This window comes from Rhizobium sp. CF080 (assembly GCF_000282095.2).
Taxonomy (GTDB): domain Bacteria; phylum Pseudomonadota; class Alphaproteobacteria; order Rhizobiales; family Rhizobiaceae; genus Neorhizobium.
In genome coordinates this window covers 1,737,836-1,756,039 of sequence record NZ_AKKC02000004.1, presented here as the reverse complement: position 1 = coordinate 1,756,039, position 18,204 = coordinate 1,737,836, and the positions used below count along the sequence as shown (strand labels likewise).

Sequence of the window (18,204 nt, the reverse complement as noted above, 5' to 3'; positions counted from 1 at the left end):
GCCCTCAGCAGACATAGGCAAGAGGATAAGCCAGATTGGGCGTGGAGATGACGGCCATGTCGATCCCATAGATATCGTGCAGGGTGTCGGGCGCGAGGATCGTGGCCGGCGTGCCGCTGGCAACAACACGACCACGTTTCAGCGCATGGATCCGATCACAGAAGCGCGCCGCCATGTTGATATCGTGAAGAACGATGACGACACTCCTGCCACCTTCATGCGCCAGGCGCCGGACCAGTGAAAGCACCTCTATCTGGTGGGCGACATCGAGCGCGGCGGTCGGTTCGTCCAGGAGAAGGCAGCGAGCATCCTGAGCGATTAACATCGCGATCCATGCCCTCTGCCTTTCGCCGCCCGAAAGTGTTCCAACGAAACGGTCGGCAAAGTTCTCGATATGCGTTGCGCGAAGAGCTTCCTCGACCTTTTCTCTGTCCGCCTCGGAAAAGCGGCCGAGCGCGCCATGCCAAGGATAGCGGCCACAGGCGACAAGCTCGCGGATCGTCATCTCCGATCCAGTGCTCACGTCCTGGGGCAGGTAAGCCACCAAACGGGCAAAGGCTCGGTCGTGATAGCGTCCTATATCCTGACTCCCATAGGAAATCGATCCAGCCGTAGCCGGGAGCTGGCGCGCCAGCATCTTGAGAAGGCTGGATTTCCCTGAACCATTGTGGCCGACCAGCGCGACGACTTCTCCCGCCGGGAACTCGAGGCTCACATCGGAGAGAATATCGTTTCCGTCAATCGACAGGCCGACTTTCTCAATGACAAAAGTTTCCGTTGTGTTCGGCGCATCGCGCACCGGTTCCAGTGTCACCATGTTTATTCCTTACACTGAGGGCGAGACCCGGTCGAAGTTTCATCGCGTTTTGCCCGCTGTTATCCGCGACCTTATCGCTCGACCCACGGCAACCAAAACGTTGAGGACCACACGCAATTTCGAATGCGTATGGTCTTTGTGACGGCGCAAGCGCCAGACAGGATCACCAGGAATACTTAAGCGTGCCAACCACTTTACGCCGGTCGCCGTAATAATCCGTTCCGTAATAGGAGGTGGCGACGTATTTGCGGTCAAACAGGTTTGTGGCGTTGAGAGAAAGCGTCACATCCTTCGTTACCTTGTAGCTCAAAGCCGCGTCTACCGTCGCGTAGCCTCCGAGCGAAACGGTATTGGCATCGTCGCCATAAGTCTGCCCGACGTAACGCACACCTCCGCCGAGGGTCAGGTCCCCACGTTGCCCTTCTCCCGGGATCGTGTAGTCGAGCCAAGCGGACGCCAGATGACGAGGTACGCGCGACGGGCGGTTGCCAACGTTACCGCTTGTGGCTCCGGCTTCTTCAATTTCAGCATCCCAATAGGAATACGCAAGGGTCAGGTTGAGATTGTCGTTGATTGCTGCCTTTCCTTCCAGCTCAATGCCGCGGACGCCGACCTTTCCAATCTGCTGCTGGACGGCCGGGCTAACGTAGCTCAGGACATTGGTTTGGGTGAGATCGAAGAACGCAAGGGTGAAAAGGCCATCAAACCCATCAGGGCGGTATTTTAAGCCGACCTCATACTGCTCTCCCCTCTGGGGTTTTAGAGAACCCGGATAACCGTTGGCGGTTGGCGTCACCAGTGGCTGGAAGCTTTCCGAATAGTTCGCATAGGCTGCAAAGTTCGGGGTAAACTTGTAGGTCAAGCCGATCCGCTTGGTAAAAGCAGATGCGGTGTCATCGTCCCGCTTCCCAGTATCGAAATAGTCCGCAGTCGTATGAACGCGATCCCAACGACCGCCGAGCGTGACAATCCAACGATCGTCCAAGGTCAACTGCTCCTGCGCATACACACCCAGCGCTTGTTGCTTGACGCGCCAGTTTACGTAGGGGTCGAGATTGATGCAGGAGAGGCCGCAATAACTTGGATTATAAATATCAAGAGGTCCTGCAGTACCATACAGGATCACCTCGCGCGTGTTGTCGTTGGCATAATCGACACCGACGAGCGTCTTGCTTTCAATGCCATTCCAAACCGTATCGTATTGAAGCTGGTTATCAAAGGCATAGCGATTTGACAGGCCATCCACCGAAAATGCCGTCCGGTTTGCTGCCGGGTTGATCGACGCCCCGTAAACCTCGGCATAGTCGAGGTCCATATGCGTATAACGGAAGTTCGAACGGAAGGTCAGATTGTCGTTGATTTCATGTTCGAACTGGTAACCGAGGTCGGCCTGCTTTGTATTGAAGCGGTTGAAATCCGGCTCGCCGAGGAAGGTGTTGATATCGATATCAACACCGCTCGGGAAGCCGCGGGCGCCCGTCCCGTCTCGCTTGTAATAGTCCGTCAGGATGGTGAATGACGTGCCTTCGTCCGGCTTGATCGTCAATGCAGGGGCAATGTAGAGCCGATCGTCGTTGGAATAGTCCCAACCCAAATCGCCATCCTTGCCAAGTGCCGTGATCCTGTAGGTCCACACGCCCTCGTCATCGATCGGACCGCCAAAGTCGGTTCCGACCTCTTTGGTCCCATCGCCAAACGACGTGTAGACCTCGCCGTGCTTCTCGTCCTGCGGCCGTTTGGTGATCGAATTGACCAGACCGCCAGGGCCGTTCAGGCCGAAGAGGGTCGATGTCGATCCCTTCAGGACCTCGACCCGCTGAAGTCCATATGGCTCGAGGCGGCTAGCCGTGAAAAATGCAGGAATGCGAGCCGTCAAACCATCGCGATAGACACCGAGCGTCGTCTGGTCGAAACCGCGGATGCGGATATAGTCGTATCGGTCATCATTGCCGAACTCGTCGGCGAACACGCTGGACGTATAGGAAACCGCCTGCTGCAGGCTCTCGACGTGGCGGGTTTCCAGCTCCTTCTGGGTAATGACCGAAACCGATGCGGGAACATCGATGACAGGCGTATCAGTCTTTGTACCGGTCGCCGTATCCTTCGCCACGATCGTCGCGTCAGGGCCTAAAACACGATCGGACTTTCCCTGGATGACGATCGTTTCCAACTGAGTGGTACTGTCGCCGGAACCGTCCTGAGCCCGGCCGCTGCCGGCCATCGAGAGGAAGACCGTCATCAGAGCGGTGCTCCCAATGAGCCGTCTTCCCAACGTGCTTGATCCCGCTTGTCGACTGACCGTCATACCCAACCCTTTCTGAAATGACTTTCGTGCAGATCACGGCGCCTACGACGGCACCGTTGGGTCGGCTAACTACCAAAACATGATTAAATAAGTCAACTTAATAATCAAAAATTTGTGATATGTCCCTGATCGGTTACTGAGTAGAGATGCCACAGATTGAATGCTTGGGTGACTGAGCATCAGCCAACCACGAACATGGCTTCCGATTTGAAGCATTTGCCGTTAGCGCGCGGAAAACCTGATCATAGACGACCTTTGGTAAGATCCTGTCCAGCTTATGATTAGCGCCGCACCGCAAAGGCGATGCCAACCGCGCGGTTCACTGCCGCGGCAAGAACAGACATATGAGTTTCACCTGGGAAAAGCTCGAATTCGGTCCGCAGTCCGTCGGCAGTGCCGTCCAACCGTTGGGCCATTTCCCTGGCCAGCAAGACGGTCTTCTCCAGCTTCTTTTTCTCCAGGCGCGCGGCAGAGTCGTTGTTCCGATGTTGGAAGGGCGCCAGTTCATCACCCTCGTATTCGCCAGCCGACAAATGCAGGAAAGGCGCATCGGCGGTCACTGTCTGACGGCTGGCCTCGTTGTTGAGGATTTCGCAACCCTCCCAATAGATCGCAGGACTGGCCGCGACCCAATTCGCAAACAGGCCCGGGCGCTCGAACAACGCATAGAGGGCAAACAGACCTCCGAAGGAGTGCCCGAAAAGCGTTCTGCGCGATGCATCCAGAACCGTCATTTCTTCGATCTTCGGCAGGAGCGCGTGCTCGATGAAGTCTAGCAGTTGGCCCGTTCCTCCAATGACAACAGGCGGGCCGCCCTCGACGAATGGCGGATAAGACTTCATGGGCGGGGGACCGAGATCCCAGGAACGGCGAAGCGCATCATATGGTGTATCCGTGGGGTAGCCGATTGCGACAATGACACCCCAACCGACATTCGTGCCCGTCGGGTAAGGCGCCTGCGTCACGAGGCTGGCAGCCGCAAAGGGAAAAGTGGCATTGCCATCCGTGAGAATGAGAAGTGGCCATCCGTCTGCCGGTGGCGCCTCAGCCGGAATAGAAAGAAATATCCGGTAGGGTTCGCCGCCTGCAGCTGGCGCAAGATCGAAAAAACACGCCCCGGGCATGTAATACGCGTTGGTACCGACAATCACGCGAACCTCCTCGTCGTTTGCAAAGACGCACGATGACTACGGCGATGCGGATGCGAAACGCAAGCAGGCTGGCGAAAATTTCGGGAAAAAAACATAGGCTTCGCCTAGGGTTGCGATCGGGCAAAAAAGCGAGCGGATGGACGGACTTCTCCCCCTGAACATCCGAGCGCCGGACGACAGGTTTTCGGAAGGGGCCGTGTGTCCAGGCTCCGATGGGGGTCGAAACCGGGCGACCGGGACCCATTTTGCGTCGATGTATCGCGAGTTCAGATATCTTGGACTTGACAGGATTCGAACTGTCAACACCGTTTTGGAGTAATAGCAACCTTGTATAGACCTTGGGACAATCGGATTGGTCCGGCTGCCGTATTTTCTACTCGCGGCCGTTGAGGGAGACATCAGGCGGCTGCACGGCGCCCTGGGGAAAACGGCATCCCTCGAATAGGCAATGAACTGATGCCAGGCTCGGATGGCGCGAAGAGTGCAGCACGATCAGCCGCCGCGCTCCTCTCTCTTGCTGCCACTCGCGTCCGCAGTTCGGCGAGCGCCTCTTCGACGGTAGCAATGCGGGCGAAGCGGCCGGCCAGTACCAATCGGTGCCAGCGCGGATTTCTGCAGCACTCCATTCGCGCCGCGAGACATCCGTCATCGGAAAAGTCGGTGTCGCCTCGCCGACATAGCCGAGATCGGATGCATGGCGCGGCGCCGAAAACGCCTTGCCAAGCGAGATTTGGCATCCCTGGTGAAATACGCGGCCGCGCTTTTTAGAATGTCGGGCTCCTCGGTGACCCTGGCCAGTTCTCGTTTAAGCCGCCGGAGCTGCTCAGCCTCTTCGCTGCCAAAGGCCTCCGCCGCGGCGAACTTCTTCTACAAGTCTAGGGGCTATTCACCCGGCGCTCAATCAGCCCGGAGAAAGCCATCGTGTCGGACGCGTCTCCTTATGTGGTGATGGCATGATGCGTGCCCTTCTTTACGAAGCCGCGCAGGTTATGTTGAGCCGGGTGAAGAAATGGTCCTGGCTGAAGGTCTGGGCAACGAATGCAGGCGCCGGCCCGAAGCAATCGCGTCCGCGCGGTTGCGTTCAGTCATTGAAATGAGGATCTGTATTTGCCGCGCGATCGGTTCCATCGTCCCTTCCGGTAGCAGAGTCTGCAAAGCGCGACTTGCCGCAAATGCCGCCAAGCCGACCACCGGCGCGATCACCAGGATCGGCAGCGCGGCATACGGTTACGCAGGGAATTCATCGGGATATCGTTGACACTTTGACCGGCACGGTCAGTTGGTAGCCACCGTTGCGGATCGTCTTGAAGAGGGGGCAGGTTTCGTTTGCGCCGAGCTTGCGCCGCAGCCTGCTCATCAGCACGTCGATCGAGCGATCCATTGGATCGCGGTCGCGTCCCTGCGTAAGTTCCAGAAGTTGGTCGCGTGACAGCAATCGGCCCGGTCGTTCGAGAAACACCTTGAGAAGATCGAATTCGGCGCCGGTCAGATCGATAGCCTCCCCGTTCTGCCGTGACACGCAGCGCTGGTCGGGATCGGCTTCCAATGCGGAGAAGCTATAGATCCTTGAGTCGGATTCTTGCGTGTTGTCGTGACCCGTTCTGCGCAACACGGCTCTGATACGAGCGACCAATTCCCTTGGGTTGAAGGGTTTGCCAAGATAGTCGTCCGCGCCGATCTCTAACCCGATGATACGATCCACGTCCTCCTTCATTGCCGTCAGTACAATGATGGGTAAGCGGGATCGACGATCCCGTAGCCCGCGGCAGATGTCGAGGCCGGAGCCATCTGGCAACATGACATCCAGAACGACGAGATTTGGATCCCCAGTGTCAATTTGGCGTTCGCATTCACGCTTGTCGGGCGCAACCGAGACACGGAAGCCTTGTCCGCCCAGATAGCGAGCGAGCAGTGAACGTATTTCGGGATCATCGTCAACAATCAGAATGTGAGCTGCACTGTTCATGTCAAAGGAATGCCTTGTTGCACGGCGGAATTATAGCCATCACGAAGAATTAGATCCGGAAAATTTGTGATAAAGTTTTGCTGCACCTCCATCAGCAATATTCAGCTACAAAAGTCCTTTTTTAAATGTCTTTTGGACACGTTCGGATCAATTCAAGATACCTGGGATTCCTATCTTCGTTATTGTGACAACGGATGAGAGGAAGATAAGATGAGGCGTTCCCTCATGGTCATGGGAATGTTGTCGGCATCCATGCTGGCATTAACGGCTACCCTCTCCTATACGGAAGATCTGAACGTCAGTCTCTCGCAAGAGGCACAGCTGGGCACTTGGACCACCGCGGAATTTGCATGTGGGACGGAGAACAGCGATGCCGGTGACGGCGGCCTGTCGCGCAGCGCCCACGCGGAACGTGATACTAGAAACCGCGCCATGGTCCCGCGTTGGAATCTCGGTGGCAGGCAATTTGTTCCGCACCACCAGGATCGTGATGAGGCCTACTGGCCGCCGCGCGGTGGGTTGGATGGCGAACTGTATGATCGTCCCGATTCGAAGCTTGGTCTGGCAGGGCTGTTTTCGGCTTTGGAGACCTATGTCGGGATTATCAGTGCGCAGCTTGATGCATGGCGTGCATATACATCCGCGCTGATCGCTTTCCTGGAGCCTCCTGAGCCGCCATGGCCTCCGGATAGCGAGACGCCGTCGGCGCCTCCTGGCCCCGTAGACACAGCGAAGCCACCACAGGGGGCCGCTCCATTCTTTGCCGAACGTCTCGCTGACGGTGCCATCGCGCGAGCTGAGAAGGCGAAAACTTTGAAGCAGGCCATAGACGTATTGCGGCCGACGCTCAGCGCCGAGCAACTCGCCAGGCTGGCAAAAGCCGAGCCGCCGCTTGGTCCATGGCATCCTTTGCCCGGACCGACTAGGCAGGAGGACGGATCACCACTGTCCAGCCGATGAAGGTCTTCACCTGCCGGAACGAGATTGACCGTTCCCCGCTCACTATGCCCCCAGTTATACCCCCGGGTGAGCGGCGGACGCAGCCGCGAATGGCTGCGGGCCGGGGGCGCGTGGCCCACTTCGCGCCCCCGGCCAAACCAAGCCTTTCTCAGACGAGGAATTCCGCATGAAGAAGCGCTTACTCGCGGCGATGATTAGCTTAACGTCATCGGGGCTCCGCGCAGGCCCAAGGCAGCTCACCTGGCGGACTACAGGTCCACCAGTCGCCGAAACAGCTGATCAAGAATCAATACGTCAGGAAGACGGGCGGGGGTATAGCGGCTAAGCTTAGCCTAACGGCCATCGCGAGGGTACGTGACTCCGACGATTTTGTGCTGGTTGCCATGAGGATGGGTATCATGGCGTCGCACGTCGGCGGGGCGTGGCGAAATACCGGCGTCGTGCCGAATGATGGCGGCCCATCCGCCCTTGCTTCTCCTCAGCCTCCGTTGGACGCGGGCAATACCAATGATCAGCGTGAGAGTCGGCCGCCCTTCAATTCAATGCCTTTACGTGATGGAAATATAGGGGGTCGCAGGCAGTTCGGCATGTTTTAACGCAAATGTTTCATCTGCCGGCCAGCAAAAGTCAGTTACAAAAAAGCAGTTTCAGGCAACTCTCGGACATGATCAGCCCAATTGGAGATACGCTAAACCCCTACTTTCATGATCTATTCAATGGCTTGAAAGGAATATCGGATGATGTGGGCAGCTCGAATCGAGAGACGCAATGACGGGCTATCTGATCCTATGCGACGCGGGATCGATCGCTATCCTGCTCGCCATCGCAAGTTTATCGGAAGCCATAGCTTCGAATTCCTGCTGACCAACAAATCGGACACTCATACGCGGCCAACGGTGCCATATGCTTGACCCGCAAATGAACCACGTTCTCAATACTTTGCAGGCAGGCGGCCTTCGTGTGATAAGCGACGAGGAAGGCGAAGCAATTCTGCCAGGGTTCCGTCGGGCGGTTGATCTCGGATACACCACAGACGAAAGTGCTGCTGACGACCCCTTCAACCTTTTTCGACTAAGCGTCCGAGGAGAGCTCGCTCTCCAAGGAGTGCTGGACCCAACGTTCAGGCAGATGGCGGTCGCATTCATCAAACAGTTTTTTAGGGGACCTGCGTCCGCTTGATACGGACATCATCATCTCAGTGCTATAGTTGTATCGCGGAGGCGAATTTCTTGCGTCTTGAGTGATCAGAAGAGACGACAAGGCGGTTGATAACTGTGCCGGGCATAGGCGTTGTGACAGCACTGACCTTCCGCCATACCATCGACGACCCGTCTCAGGCTGCACTAACAAGAACTCTCGAAGCAATAAACCGTTTCTAACCCGCCGGTCGAGAGGTGACGAGGTGACATAAGCGATTGCTGTCTACAGTGGCGGCGCGTTCGGGAATGCTGCGGTGTGAATGGCTTATGAAACATCCGCGACGGGTTGGGACTGCTTTCTTACCTGCCGCGAATCCGCTCACATTCGGCGAACGATGTGGAGCCTGTCCAGGGCTGCGACCAAACGTTGTTGAACTGCAACATCCTCTCCGCTGACGGCCGTTATGATGTCGCGCATCGCGCCGGGCATGCCGTGAAGCTGGTCGACAAGATCCATGACAATATCAACACCTGCCTCGTTGACCCCCATGCGGTGCGTCAAGTCCAGGATGAGCCGGGCGCGGGCAAGATCTGTATCCCGGAAGCGGCGTTGGTGCTCGGCAATTTGGGGCGCAAGCCAACCCTCCCGGATCCACAGTTCGAGTTCGGTTACTTCGATTTTGAGGCGATGGCGGAATTCATGATCGTCCATGGTCAGCCCTCCATGCCTTTTCTCGGATTTTGTGTCGTTCCAGAAGCCCAACGTTTGATGAAGCCGGCCAGCTCTTCGTCCGGACGGTCGGGCAGCACGACCTTCAAAGTCACATAGATGTCGCCGGCGCCAGCATTTCCGCGCGGCACACCCTTGCCGTTGATGCGCAAGACCTTGCCGCTGCTGGAATTTGGGGCAGCACCAGGTCGACCGCACCGGAGGGCGTTGGCACGCGCACCTTGCCGCCAAGCACGGCCTCGCTGAGCGTGATTGGCAGTTCCAGGCGGATGTCGTCACCGTCGCGCGTGAAGAAGCGGTGCGGTCGCACGCTGATATCAATCAGCGCGTCGCCGGCGGGGCCGCCGCCGAATTCGAGTTCGCCCTTGCCCCGTAGCCGCAGCGTTTGGCCATCACGGGTACCGGGTGGAATCTGCACTTCGAGTGCGGGACCTCGGGTAGCTGGACCTGGGTTTTGGCGCCCTTCACCGCGTCGAGAAAATCGATCTCCATCGAGAAATGGCGGTCACGTCCCGGAGCGCGGAACGGGGATCCGCCGCCAGCCGGCGCGGCGCGAGAAAAAGCTCGCGAAAATATCGTCCGCATCGCCAAAGTCGGCAAACCCGCCACCATTGTGGCCGAACCAGATGTTGCCGGCGGCAAGCACCGCGACGACAATACCGGCCACGACATGGACCCACGTTGCAGCCGTCACGCCCGCGAAGCCGAGAACCCATGGGGCAGCTACGGCCCAAATGCCGAGCACCAGGTTGACCCATTCCTCCGCCTCGTAGAAGGCATAGAGGGCAGCGGCGGCGATCACGGCGTTCCAGATGGCATAGGTCTCAGCGGTGAAGCCAAGCAGCCACGGTGAGACCAGCAGACCAAGACCGGCAACGATATTGACGATATCGAAAACGGTCTGGTTGTTCGAAGACAGGGACTTCAGCATCGTTCATTTCTCCTCATCGGTTGGTTGCATCATCAATGAACCGTCTCCTGCGGACAGGAGGCGGGTGCGGCGGCAGTGCTTGCCGCGCCGACGCCTCGAAGCTCGGCTGTTGTTGGATCAGGAACCGGAAGAAGCGTTGTCGCTGCCGATCCGGGCAGGAACGGCGCGAGTTCGTCCCGACTGAACGCGCCACGGGCGATCTCATGCAGCGCAAGGTCGCTTACGCCGGCATGCGGCAGATCAAGCCTCGGCGCCGCACCGCGTTGGAGCGCACGGCTCCGGGCGGCTGCGGCAATCGTCAGCGCGAACTCGTTGGGTAAATCCGGCAGTCGAAGACGACATGCGGGTCCATGGGCGCACCTCATGCAGCTTTCCGATCGTCCGTGTGATCCTGCTTGGTTCTCGACATCTCGCTCGAGTGCAAGCAGGGCCTGCTCGACCTCGTGAAAGTGCGACGGACGCTTGTTCTCCGGCATCCCTTCGTTGGTCGCCTGGTCGATCAGGTATTCAGTCCAGGCCCAGTTCATCAGGATCGAACGCTTTGCTTCCAGAGGCAACGCCGGATCACGGATGACATCCATGGGCGATGACCATGTCGCGGGACCGGTAGCATCGTTCCGTTCCGCTGCCTCGTCCATTGCCTGACCGTAGCTCTCCTGAAGCGCGGCGAGGCCGAGCCGCTCCAATGTCGCATCGGAGAAGGCGTGAGATGGCAGGTTCGCCCGGCGGCGAATTCCCTGCTTTGCCAGGGCAGCAGCTTTAATTGCCGGATGCTGCACGACCTAGGCCAGACCCTGCCGCTCGGCATAGCGGATGGCGGATCGCAGCGTTGGAAATTCCAGCTCCACCTGCGTCAGCGTATCGGTACCGCCGGTATAGCCCATCAAAGGCTCGATGAACTGCTGGCTGCGGCGCTCGAAGACAAGCCGCCAGTCTCTCGTCCGCGCGTTGCCTGATGTCATCGCCGAGCGCGGCGGCCTGAAGATGCGGGCGACGGCATCATCGGGAAATACAGAGCGGCCGAAAGACAGACGATTCTGCCGGCTATCGTTCGAAGGCCGGATATCCGAAACCGGCCTCGCGCTTTGGTCCTTATATCTCTCTCTCTACTAATCTCCATCATTTCTATCCCTCCCGGTTGGCGAAGGATGCCGGCGGCCCCAATAAGGCCGGCCGCCGGACGGATTGGTTCGGTTAGCTCTTGATGGCGATCCGCTTGACCTGCGTCTGCGCCTTCTCGGTCATCGGCAGGGTCACGGTCAGCACGCCGTTCCTGAAGCTGGCTTCGACCTTGTCTTGCTCGACTTCGAAGCCAAGCGGAATGCGGCGCTCAAAGCGGCCGTAGTAGCGTTCGGAGAACTGTTTCTCCTTGTCCTCGGTCTCGGAGCGTTTCTCGCCCTTGACGGTCAGGACGCCGTCATTGAGCAGCACCTTGATGTCCTTTCCGTCAAGGCCCGGCACTTCGGCGGTCACCTTGACCTGCTTGTCGCTCTCCGAGATCTCGACGCTCGGCCAGCCGGCGCCGAAGGAGGGCAGGGAGCCCAAAGCCGGCAGGTCCCGGTCAAAAGAGCGGAAGACGTCGTCGAAGAGCCGGTTCATCTCACGGTGCGGCGACAGGAATGGATTGCGCTCCTCGTCGCGGTAGATGGTCGGGGCTTGATTGCCGTTGTTGTGGCCCCAGGGGATAAGATCACGGACACTCATGGTTTTCTCCTTTCTGTTCTATCGACGGACAATGGTTTCCCGCCAGCGCCGGGCATCGCCCGGCGCCGTGCGCGTCCATACTGCGGATGGTCTTGATTAGGCGGCCTGCTTTTCGGCCTCGATCTGCTTCGCCTCGGCCTTGGGGAGTGCCATTCCGGTGGCGATCTCGATCCGACGCGGCTTCATCGCTTCAGGGATTTCGCGCTTGAGATCGATGGTCAGCAGACCGTTCATCAGGCTGGCGCCCACGACCTTGACGTGATCGGCGAGCTCGAAGCGGCGCCTGAAGGTGCGCCCGGCAATGCCGCGATGCAGATATCGGCTGTCATCCTCGCTCGCCTTCTGCCCCGACACCACGAGCATGTTCTGCTCTTGGGTGATGTCGAGTTCGTCCTGCGAGAAGGCGGCCACCGCCATGCTGATGCGGTAGTCGTCCTCGCTGGTCTTGGCGATGTCATAAGGAGGCCAGTTGTCGATCGTCTCGACGCGGCTTGCGGCGTTGAGGGCGTTCAACATCCGGTCGAAGCCGATGCTCGACCGGAACAGGGGAGAGAAGTCGAAAGTGGTGGTTCTCATAGCCACATCCTCCATTGAAGCAACATGGGTACAAGTTTCGATTTTCGTCGCCGATGGCATCCATCGCCGACGTCCCGGACCCGATAGGGCGTCCGGCGACTACGATTTAGTTTTGGCAATTTGCCTGTTCAAGAGGTTGCCGACCGGCACCGCGACACTTTTTTCTGAACAGCAAGCTCCTATCTCAAACAGCGCAATCTCCCTAAAAACAGGAGGAAGCGACATGAAACTGGAAGAGATCACCACCATCCTTGGTCCCGTCGATGAGGCCCTGATTGCCGAGATCAACCAGACCGGTGCATCAGCGGGAGAACTCGCCGAAGCGTGGGCTTGGCTCAATGCTGACGAAGCACTTGTCAACGACGGGCGTTCGTTACCCTCGGGCAGAGTTGCCGATCTGGTCTCTCTTCTCGAAGCCGCCGACCCGCCCGATGAGGCATAAGTGGCGACGAGCGGGCAGGAACTTTGCGCGTGGCCCGCACCATGAGGCGCATGACAGTAACAGGGCAATGCTGCCGCCCGGCCAGGTGAGGGATGCGATATTCGGTGAAGGTGCCTTCGGTTCGGATCTCTTCAAGGCGTGGAGGCCACGCCAATCTCATTGTTATGGCGAACTTTCGCTTCAGCCAAAGAGAGGCGATCGCAGGATGGGGACGGCTCGACGCACTTGTAGATCAAACCGTCTTACGTGTGCCGAGAAACCAGTTCCGCGTATTCGACGAATGGCAGGATGCCCGGAATGGGGTTGTCCCCGCGCCAAGCGATGCCGATGGAGATCTCTTCCGTCAGATCTTCCACTCGCCGAAGCACGACGTCCTTCCCGACAATGCTGGAGATCCACTCCGGCAGGAAAGTGATGCCCAGGCCGGCAGATGCGAGGGCAAGCGCGGCCGTGGTGTTGGAAACCTTGATGCCTTGATCGGCGGATATCCCGCTTTCAATCACCTGATCGCGCACGGCTTTGAAGCTCGACAGCTCGAACCGATCGAGCGTGAACACATGATGGCCGATGAAATCCTTCATATGCAGGGTGCTACGAGCCGCCAGCGGAGACTGTCTCGGGATGACCGCCACAAAACGATCCGCGACCAGAGGCCGAAAGCGGATGAGGTTGACATTGACCGGAGGACGCATGATGCCGACGTCGTATTCGCCCCTCTCCAGCGCCCGCAATATCTCGGAGGAATCGAACGTTCGCACGTCGAGCCGCGTGTCAGGAAACCGATTTCGAAAGCGCCGCAGGATGCGGGGCAGAATCCGATGCACTGCAGGATCGATGGCGCCGATCCTGAGCTGCTCGCCGCCGGGCGTCATCCCCCCGGCAGCCAGTTTTGAAACGAGGACAGCTTCTTCAAGTTTCGCAAGAGCCTCACGCGCAAGGGGCAGGAAAGCCTCGCCCGACGCTGTCATTTCCACGCTGCGCGTGGATCGATTGAACAGCGCCACGCCGAAACTGGATTCGATTTTGCGTATCTGCTGACTGAGCGTCGGCTGCGTCATGTTCAGGCGCTTGGCCGCCCTTCCAAAATGCAGTTCCTCGGCCAGGGCGATAAAGCAGCGGATGCTCGACAGTTCCATTGGCGTGGTCATCGGACGAGTACGCTATCCTCCTCAAGATTTAATCCACACCAAAGGTAGATCGTGTGGGAGGACCTCGTTTGTTGAAGAGTGTTGATCATCACGTTTGGAAGCAGGCGTATCACGATCCGGATTGAAAGCAAAATCCTGCCTCGCAAGTCTGGCGTTATCGAGGAAACCGCAGATAGCCAGCTTCTATCGGGAACGGACAAAACCAGGAGTTATGCAGTAAAAAAGAGCGCAACCGATGCGCCTCAAGTGGATGCGAAGGGATGCAGCGCGTTCGATCAGGACGCTCGCCCCAGCTTTCCCGACAGTCGCATCACCTCGTTATCAACAACTTCTTTGAGCTTTCCAGGCTTGACCTGGCTGCCCTCGTTCAAAAGCTGGCTATGGACATTGGCGACAAGCTGGCTGCGAATTCGCTGCTCGAATGTGAGCGCAAGGCATGCCAGTTGTCGGCGCATGGGTAGAGGCCAGACGCGATCATGCCGTTTGCGTTCGTCGCAGAAATTGAAGTCAGCAAGCTCATGCTCGCGCTTCCTTTCTCTCTCTGCGGATGTCGCCGGCTCGTTGATGCCGCCGTCGGCATCAAATATGACGGCATAGGCTTCCGCTGCGCGCTCACGCGAGAGCATTCCGTTTTCGATATCGGTGGCGATTGCCTTGATGTCGCGCTCGAGCGGATCGCCAAAACCGCCGCCGGTGGGGCTGGTGATGCGCACGACGTCGCCTTGTCCCATTTCCAGGACCGAGATCTTGCCGATCGAGCGCTCATCCGGGCGACCGGGGTTAACGAGCGTCTGGCCAAGCAACCCTTTTTCGCCGCCACGGAAACCCCAGGGAGCAAAGACGAAGCGATTCATGTTTCTGACGGTCATGACCGCGCGGTTCGCGGTGTTCTCGATCTCCATCTCCAGAGCCGCACCGCTTGAGAACTTGCCCGCCCGGCGGCTGTCGGGAACGCTGCGTATCGTCCTCATGATGATGGGCGTTTCGACCTCGATCACTTCCACCGGGACCATGCGTTGCGCGTATCGCACTTCGGTGCCATCCACGCCATCGCTGCCGCGGCGACCGCCGCCGCCGCCGTGAATGGTGTTTATGACGTTGACGCGGTCTCGGCCCGTCCTCGGATCGGGAGCGGAGACGACGATGACGCCCGCCATGCCCGCGCCGGCCGCACCGAGGCCCTCGGGCAGCGCCTGGGCGAGGCAACCCATGATGATGTCATAGGCGCGAGTGGCGGAGGCCGCACGCGATCCGCCGGAGGCAGGAAATACCGCGTTCAGGACTGTTCCGCGTGGCGCATGCGCATGGATCGCCCGCAGAATTCCGGAATTGCGCGGGGTCAGCGGGTCCATGGTGAGGATGAAGGTGATGAGGCACATGACCACGTAAGGATGGGTCGTGGCGCCGGTGACCAGATTGTAGGCGGCGGAAAGCTGCGGGTCAGTGCCCGAGAAATCCACCTCGATCTCACCGCCGTTGACCGTGATTGTCACGCTGAAATAGGCAAGCTGGCCCTTGTTGATGCCTTCCAGATAATCCGAGAAACTGTAGACGCCGTCGGGGATGGTCTCGATCACGGCGCGGGCTTTCGATTCGGCGTAACCGATCACGTCATGCATACCTTCCTCGACGGCAGCGCGGCCATAGCGGTCACACAGTTCGTTGATGCGTCGATCCATGCTCTTCAGGCCGGAAATCATGGCCTGCATGTCCCCCCAAAGCTCTCCGGGGATCCGGCTATTGTCTTCCAGGATGGACTTTATTGCGACGTTGAGGACGCCGTTTTCGTACAGCTTGACCGGCCTGAGGCGCAGTCCTTCCTGAAACACTTCCGTGAAGGCCGGTGAAATGCTTCCAGGCACCGCGCCTCCGATATCGGATGCATGCACGAAAGCCCAGGCCACGGCGATCAGTTTGCCGTCGCGGAAAATCGGGTAGAGCAGCGTGATATCCATCAGATGCGTCACGAGACCATCCGTGGCGAAGGGATCGTTGGTGATGACGATGTCGCCGGGGTTCAGGTTCTCGCGCCCGATGGCGTCGAGCGTCGGACGCATGGGTGAACCGATGAAGACGTTGACGCCCGACATCATCGGGTAGGCGAACATATCGCCGTCAGCGGTCGCCAGTGCGCATTGATAATCCTGAACCAGTTTCACGAAGGTCGTATGGGCAGTGCGATAGACGGCGGCCGAAGCCTCCTCGACGATAGCATTGAAACGGTTGCTCATAATAGCGGTTCTTACGGCGTCCATCGATCAGCTCCGACTCATGAAAATTGCGCCATAGGCGCCGACGCGGGCGGCAAAACCTGGCGGTACGATGATTGTGGCTTCTGGCTGCTCGATCACGGCGGGGCCCCGTACTTCCTCGTTCAAGCCGAGGCGACCCCGGTCATAGACGCAAACCTCGGGGAAAACCTCGCCCTGGAAGCGCATCGGCCGCATGGTCTTCAGCGCCTTGCCTCCGGTCGATGTCCGGGGAGATGATGGTTCGGGGATAGACAGGGCGCCGCGGACCCGCATTCTCAGATCGACGAACTCCGCGGCCGCGCACGAATCAGCATGGCTGTAGATCCGTTCGTACTCCTTGTGAAAAGCCTCATGCATGGCTGCGATATTGCCGCTGTCGACGGCACTGTCGGGCAGGCGCACATCGATCTGGAATGATTGACCGACATAACGCATCTCGGCCCAGTATTCGAACTTCTCCACCACAAGGCGATCCGAGGGTGCCTGACGCGAAAGCCACTCGGCTGCCCTCTCCTTGAGAACCGAGAACTTGCTTGCGATGGTCGGACCGTCGACATAGACGCCGTGCACCGTTTCAAGCGTGTCGTTGCTCAGTTCCGAAACAAGTCCTCCAAGCGCGCAGAAGACCGAGGGGGTGCTCGGCACCAAAACTCGGTTGACGCCGATCTCGGCTGCGAGCAGTGGTCCCTGAAGGGCACCCGCACCACCGTAGACGAGCAGAGTGAGTTCTTCAGGATCGACGCCTTGGCGGGCCAGATAGGGAAGCACGCCCGCGACCATGTTCGAACTCGCGACGGTGATGCACATTTCCGCCGCGCTCAATGTGTCGGTGCCCAGTGCTTCGGCGATCGGCGCCATGGCGCGTTCTGCGGCGGTTCTGTCGAGTTTCATCTCGCCGCCCAGCAGCGCTTCGGGCAAATAGCCGGCCAGCAGATAGGCGTCCGTGAGGGTCGGCGCCATACCGCCTCGGCTGAAGCATGCAGGGCCAGGATAGGAACCGGCACTCTGAGGACCGATACGCAACACGCCTGCGTCGATCGTCGCAATCGAGCCGCCGCCGGCTCCGATCGCTTCGATCCCCGTTACCGGCATCACGACGGGGAAATCGCCCACTTCCGCAGCGGTCGACGTCAGGGCTTCGCCGTCTCGCACGAGGGAAATGTCGGTACTGGTGCCGCCCATATCCATTGTGAGGATATTCCTCTCGCCGAGCGACCGGCCGAGATATTGCACCGCCGTGACACCCGAAGCGGGACCCGAAAGAAGCGTGTGGACCGGAAAGGTTCTGGCCTCCGCGGCGGCCATCGCCCCACCGTTCGACCGGGTTACGAAAAGTTGGGATCCTGGCAGCCGTTCGGCCACGTAGCTCTCGACCGCCCCGATATACTGGTTCATGCGCTGCCGGACGAATGCGTTGAGCACGCTGAGGGTCGCTCGTTCGTACTCGCCGATCCGGGGCCAGATTTCGCTCGAAAGACTGACTTCCGCATCGTCGCCGACCACCCTCCTGATGACCCGCGCCACCGCTTGCTCATGTCGCGGATCGGCGTAGCTGTGCAGGAGGGCGACAGCATATCCGGCCGCGCCGGCTGCGATGGCCCGGCGAACCGAAGCCTCGGCCGCGGCTTCATCAATAGGGGTTTCGACGACACCGCCCCGCACGAGCCTTTCCTCGACTTCGAAGACCATCGAGCGTGCGATCAGCGGCCGTGTGCGATTCTCGAAAATATTGAGAGGGTTGCGGACGCCCATCCGCTGCAGTTCAAGCAGATCCCGATAACCCTTCGTGACGAAAAAGGCGATCTTCGGTCCCTTGCGCTCGATCACGGCATTGGTGCTGACGGTCGTCCCATGCATGACGAGAGCTGCTTCTCCAATCTTTGGTGACAGGAGTTCAAGCAGGTTTTCGAACCCCTGGCGGAAGCCGTTCTCAAATGCGGGGGGTGTGGATGGCACCTTGAGGCTGATGACGTCGTGCTCGCCTTCGCGCCAGCCGCAAAAATCAGTGAATGTGCCGCCAATATCGACGCCGATCCGAAGCATATTTCGCGTTCTCTTCAGTTTAGAAAACTAGGGGACATGC

14 protein-coding genes and 4 pseudogenes are annotated in these 18,204 nt (G+C 58.9%); 3 read left to right on the top strand and 15 right to left on the bottom strand.

Annotated elements, in window-relative coordinates; genetic code table 11:
* Positions 1 to 4 precede the first annotated feature (4 nt).
* The 4 genes and pseudogenes from PMI07_RS15030 to PMI07_RS34090 all read right to left on the bottom strand — a co-directional run.
* Positions 5 to 817 carry an ATP-binding cassette domain-containing protein gene (locus PMI07_RS15030; protein WP_007759522.1) on the bottom strand — a complete coding sequence of 271 codons (813 nt, stop codon included), beginning with the start codon at positions 815 to 817 and terminating at the stop codon, positions 5 to 7.
* A 163-nt stretch (positions 818 to 980) separates the two neighbouring features.
* Complete coding sequence (locus tag PMI07_RS15025; RefSeq protein ID WP_037086347.1) at positions 981 to 3,122, bottom strand: TonB-dependent siderophore receptor; 2,142 nt, start codon at positions 3,120 to 3,122, stop codon at positions 981 to 983.
* A gap of 281 nt (positions 3,123 to 3,403) precedes the next feature.
* Complete coding sequence (locus PMI07_RS15020) at positions 3,404 to 4,246, bottom strand: alpha/beta hydrolase-fold protein (protein ID WP_037086958.1); 843 nt, start codon at positions 4,244 to 4,246, stop codon at positions 3,404 to 3,406.
* A 569-nt stretch (positions 4,247 to 4,815) separates the two neighbouring features.
* A pseudogene (locus PMI07_RS34090) lies at positions 4,816 to 4,973 on the bottom strand (cysteine hydrolase); the annotation flags it as partial.
* Between the two features lie 175 nt (positions 4,974 to 5,148).
* On the opposite strand from PMI07_RS34090, the pseudogene PMI07_RS34895 reads away from it, so the two are divergent.
* Positions 5,149 to 5,304 (top strand): annotated as a pseudogene (locus PMI07_RS34895) (transposase); the annotation flags it as partial.
* A gap of 209 nt (positions 5,305 to 5,513) precedes the next feature.
* On the opposite strand, the gene PMI07_RS15015 reads toward PMI07_RS34895, so the two are convergent.
* Complete coding sequence (locus PMI07_RS15015) at positions 5,514 to 6,239, bottom strand: response regulator transcription factor (RefSeq protein ID WP_007757141.1); 726 nt, start codon at positions 6,237 to 6,239, stop codon at positions 5,514 to 5,516.
* Positions 6,240 to 6,449: 210 nt separating this feature from the next.
* Here PMI07_RS15015 and PMI07_RS33625 point away from each other — a divergent pair, with 210 nt between their 5' ends.
* Positions 6,450 to 7,199, top strand: coding sequence for a hypothetical protein (locus tag PMI07_RS33625; protein ID WP_051484154.1), 750 nt, complete (start codon positions 6,450 to 6,452; stop codon positions 7,197 to 7,199).
* A gap of 1,518 nt (positions 7,200 to 8,717) precedes the next feature.
* On the opposite strand, the gene PMI07_RS15000 is transcribed toward PMI07_RS33625, so the two are convergent.
* The 7 genes and pseudogenes from PMI07_RS15000 to PMI07_RS14965 form a co-directional block, all read right to left on the bottom strand.
* Complete coding sequence (locus PMI07_RS15000) at positions 8,718 to 9,050, bottom strand: chaperone modulator CbpM (RefSeq protein ID WP_007757139.1); 333 nt, start codon at positions 9,048 to 9,050, stop codon at positions 8,718 to 8,720.
* 2 nt (positions 9,051 to 9,052) lie between these two features.
* Positions 9,053 to 9,702: pseudogene (locus PMI07_RS34890) on the bottom strand (J domain-containing protein); the annotation flags it as partial.
* A pseudogene (locus PMI07_RS35650) lies at positions 9,679 to 9,999 on the bottom strand (SPW repeat protein); the annotation flags it as partial. The pseudogenes PMI07_RS34890 and PMI07_RS35650, both read right to left, overlap by 24 nt.
* A gap of 32 nt (positions 10,000 to 10,031) precedes the next feature.
* On the bottom strand, positions 10,032 to 10,778 hold the full coding sequence (locus PMI07_RS36050) for a hypothetical protein (protein ID WP_348626237.1): 747 nt from the start codon (positions 10,776 to 10,778) through the stop codon (positions 10,032 to 10,034).
* A 3-nt stretch (positions 10,779 to 10,781) separates the two neighbouring features.
* Positions 10,782 to 10,961, bottom strand: coding sequence for an NADH dehydrogenase ubiquinone Fe-S protein 4 (locus PMI07_RS36045; protein ID WP_348626236.1), 180 nt, complete (start codon positions 10,959 to 10,961; stop codon positions 10,782 to 10,784).
* A 232-nt stretch (positions 10,962 to 11,193) separates the two neighbouring features.
* Positions 11,194 to 11,703 carry an Hsp20/alpha crystallin family protein gene (locus PMI07_RS14970; RefSeq protein ID WP_007757135.1) on the bottom strand — a complete coding sequence of 170 codons (510 nt, stop codon included), beginning with the start codon at positions 11,701 to 11,703 and terminating at the stop codon, positions 11,194 to 11,196.
* Positions 11,704 to 11,799: 96 nt separating this feature from the next.
* Positions 11,800 to 12,279 (bottom strand): Hsp20 family protein, encoded by a 480-nt coding sequence (locus PMI07_RS14965; RefSeq protein ID WP_007757129.1) that lies wholly within the window; start codon positions 12,277 to 12,279, stop codon positions 11,800 to 11,802.
* A gap of 223 nt (positions 12,280 to 12,502) precedes the next feature.
* Between PMI07_RS14965 and PMI07_RS14960 the strand changes: the two genes are divergently transcribed.
* Positions 12,503 to 12,721 carry a hypothetical protein gene (locus PMI07_RS14960; RefSeq protein ID WP_007757124.1) on the top strand — a complete coding sequence of 73 codons (219 nt, stop codon included), beginning with the start codon at positions 12,503 to 12,505 and terminating at the stop codon, positions 12,719 to 12,721.
* 242 nt (positions 12,722 to 12,963) lie between these two features.
* Here PMI07_RS14960 and PMI07_RS14955 read toward each other — a convergent pair whose 3' ends face one another.
* The 3 genes from PMI07_RS14955 to PMI07_RS14945 form a co-directional block, all read right to left on the bottom strand.
* On the bottom strand, positions 12,964 to 13,869 hold the full coding sequence (locus tag PMI07_RS14955; RefSeq protein ID WP_007757122.1) for a LysR substrate-binding domain-containing protein: 906 nt from the start codon (positions 13,867 to 13,869) through the stop codon (positions 12,964 to 12,966).
* 275 nt (positions 13,870 to 14,144) lie between these two features.
* Positions 14,145 to 16,124, bottom strand: coding sequence for a hydantoinase B/oxoprolinase family protein (locus tag PMI07_RS14950; RefSeq protein ID WP_007757112.1), 1,980 nt, complete (start codon positions 16,122 to 16,124; stop codon positions 14,145 to 14,147).
* Positions 16,125 to 16,127: 3 nt separating this feature from the next.
* Positions 16,128 to 18,164, bottom strand: coding sequence for a hydantoinase/oxoprolinase family protein (locus PMI07_RS14945; protein ID WP_007757111.1), 2,037 nt, complete (start codon positions 18,162 to 18,164; stop codon positions 16,128 to 16,130).
* Positions 18,165 to 18,204 lie beyond the last annotated feature (40 nt).

What these genes read in the sequence shown, in the direction of transcription:
- PMI07_RS15030 (WP_007759522.1), bottom strand. Translation starts at nt 817, where the DNA reads ATGGTGACACTGGAACCGGTGCGCGATGCGCCGAACACAACGGAAACT.
- PMI07_RS15025 (WP_037086347.1), bottom strand. Translation starts at nt 3,122, where the DNA reads ATGACGGTCAGTCGACAAGCGGGATCAAGCACGTTGGGAAGACGGCTC.
- PMI07_RS15020 (WP_037086958.1), bottom strand. Translation starts at nt 4,246, where the DNA reads ATGCCCGGGGCGTGTTTTTTCGATCTTGCGCCAGCTGCAGGCGGCGAA.
- PMI07_RS15015 (WP_007757141.1), bottom strand. Translation starts at nt 6,239, where the DNA reads ATGAACAGTGCAGCTCACATTCTGATTGTTGACGATGATCCCGAAATA.
- PMI07_RS33625 (WP_051484154.1), top strand. Translation starts at nt 6,450, where the DNA reads ATGAGGCGTTCCCTCATGGTCATGGGAATGTTGTCGGCATCCATGCTG.
- PMI07_RS15000 (WP_007757139.1), bottom strand. Translation starts at nt 9,050, where the DNA reads ATGGACGATCATGAATTCCGCCATCGCCTCAAAATCGAAGTAACCGAA.
- PMI07_RS36045 (WP_348626236.1), bottom strand. Translation starts at nt 10,961, where the DNA reads ATGACATCAGGCAACGCGCGGACGAGAGACTGGCGGCTTGTCTTCGAG.
- PMI07_RS14970 (WP_007757135.1), bottom strand. Translation starts at nt 11,703, where the DNA reads ATGAGTGTCCGTGATCTTATCCCCTGGGGCCACAACAACGGCAATCAA.
- PMI07_RS14965 (WP_007757129.1), bottom strand. Translation starts at nt 12,279, where the DNA reads ATGAGAACCACCACTTTCGACTTCTCTCCCCTGTTCCGGTCGAGCATC.
- PMI07_RS14960 (WP_007757124.1), top strand. Translation starts at nt 12,503, where the DNA reads ATGAAACTGGAAGAGATCACCACCATCCTTGGTCCCGTCGATGAGGCC.
- PMI07_RS14955 (WP_007757122.1), bottom strand. Translation starts at nt 13,869, where the DNA reads ATGACCACGCCAATGGAACTGTCGAGCATCCGCTGCTTTATCGCCCTG.
- PMI07_RS14950 (WP_007757112.1), bottom strand. Translation starts at nt 16,124, where the DNA reads ATGGACGCCGTAAGAACCGCTATTATGAGCAACCGTTTCAATGCTATC.
- PMI07_RS14945 (WP_007757111.1), bottom strand. Translation starts at nt 18,164, where the DNA reads ATGCTTCGGATCGGCGTCGATATTGGCGGCACATTCACTGATTTTTGC.